Source organism: Barnesiella sp. CU968 (assembly GCF_905219685.1).
In the GTDB taxonomy this organism is placed as follows: domain Bacteria; phylum Bacteroidota; class Bacteroidia; order Bacteroidales; family Muribaculaceae; genus Lepagella; species Lepagella muris_A.
In genome coordinates this window covers 1-1,744 of record NZ_CAJMXD010000506.1, presented here as the reverse complement: position 1 = coordinate 1,744, position 1,744 = coordinate 1, and the positions used below count along the sequence as shown (strand labels likewise).

Below are 1,744 nucleotides of genomic sequence, written 5' to 3'. Positions count from 1 at the left end.
CGGTGAAGCCCCTGTGTCTGTTCATATACACAGAGGACGTGGAAGCCGAGGCAATCCCTGTTATGGCGGTGATTATTCCAACTATGGCAAAAAGAAAGATAACTCCACCTATAATCTTGTTGACCAGCCACATTGAACGAAGATTGAAATGTGCGCGGACCTTGTCGACAAAAAAAGTCACGACATACCACCATAACAATGCTCCGAGAAATATAAATACGAATCCTATGATGTAATGATAAAAACGGATTTCCGGCATAAGGAAATTAAACCGTGCGAAAAGACCTATTATCAGGAAGATTATCAATGGATTGGAGACGGTAAAAAGGAAACCGTTCAAGATATTTCTTCCGGCAGGAATCTTTTGCTCGGAAGGCTTTTTCAGTTTGCGTGAAGGATTTGACTTGAACAGATAGACTCCGAAGCCGATAAGCACAAGACTTCCGATAAGCTGGATTATGTTACTGTTCCGTTCAAGAAATTCTTCGATAAAAGAAAGTCCGAAGCCGGTAAGCAGACAGTATAGAAGATCTGAGATAGCGGCGCCTACTCCTGTATATAAGCCGGTCCTGCGTCCCTTGTCAAGGGTGCGCTGTACACACAGTATGCCGACCGGACCCATCGGTGCGGAGATTATGATGCCGATGGCAAGACCCCGCCATATCGTATACAATATACCTTCGAGAATACCCATCGCATCAAATAATCATCTGGTTATAATATAGCCTCCCGATGTTGACCGAAGACACTGATACCTGTTGAGACCGTATTTATGTTTTCCCTGGGATGCAGGACCCGAAACAGGTGCGCCTCCCTGCATGGTGATGTCATAATGCGAACCGCATTTGCCACATACTGCCTCGAATATCGAAGGGTCCACGCTCACACGGACATTCGGATCGCACTCCACTGGGCAGGCAAGATCATAGGCAAGCGGAACATTCGTTTCTGTAGAGAACGGATCCATTCCGCCAATAAGCAGCACTCCTCCGAAACCTGTCGCCGTATTGGCGGTATAACGGAATCCGGCAGGCTCTCCTGCCTGGGGAATAAAATAACGGAACAGACCGAACCCCGACACACCGTAAGTGTTCCAGAGTCCGGCATCCGCAAGATTTATGTTGACCGGCACTGCCGGTATCCTTTCGTCATCGACCGTGTGACAACCCGACATCAAAAGGACAACTGACATTAATATAGCGGCAATAGCCGCTCTGAATATATTCAAAACGTTCAATTGAATGGAACCGCCCTCAGCATGTTGGCGAATTCCGAAGTCATTTTATTAAGCGGCCCGCTGACCATGGGCTTCAACATAGCCGGGATCTGCAAGTCTATTTCAACATATGCTGTGCTTGCAACATCTCCCATCGGAACTATATGAAGACTCAGCGACATCGGCACCGGTGTGCCCTCCCCCTCAAGACGTATCAGCGACGGACTCACACTCTGCGTCTTGCGTAGTGTAATAGCTCCCATCGGACCGGCAGGAAAAGAAATCGTGTCTGCTGTAACTTCAATTTTTTCAAGCATGTCACGCTTGTCTGCCGGAATCTGCTCGGCTGGAGCGTTCCTGATCATCTCGCCCAGACCCTGAAGATTGTCGAGTTTAAGAAATACAGTCTCGGCGGGAGCGCCAAGCGTCACATCCTCACTTCTGTATGTTGCCATATGCTGATGTTGATATTTATCAGGTTAATTATTATATTTATTCCCTGCCGCCGGGAACCCAGTTGGCGGGATC

General features: G+C 47.9%; 3 protein-coding genes. All 3 read right to left on the bottom strand.

All coding sequences use genetic code 11. The features are described from left to right. Positions 1-694, bottom strand: a 694-nt coding sequence (locus JX312_RS13170) for a LysE family translocator (protein WP_204458378.1), incomplete at its 3' end; no start/stop codon positions are given. Between the two features lie 12 nt (positions 695-706). After that, a complete protein-coding gene (locus tag JX312_RS13165; RefSeq protein ID WP_204458377.1) occupies positions 707-1,228 on the bottom strand; it encodes a hypothetical protein in 522 nt (173 codons plus the stop codon). Positions 1,229-1,233: 5 nt separating this feature from the next. Next, a complete protein-coding gene (locus JX312_RS13160) occupies positions 1,234-1,671 on the bottom strand; it encodes a hypothetical protein (RefSeq protein WP_128708143.1) in 438 nt (145 codons plus the stop codon). Positions 1,672-1,744 lie beyond the last annotated feature (73 nt).

Excerpts from the sequence above, each read along its gene's own strand:
- JX312_RS13160 (WP_128708143.1), bottom strand. The coding sequence starts at position 1,671 with ATGGCAACATACAGAAGTGAGGATGTGACGCTTGGCGCTCCCGCCGAG.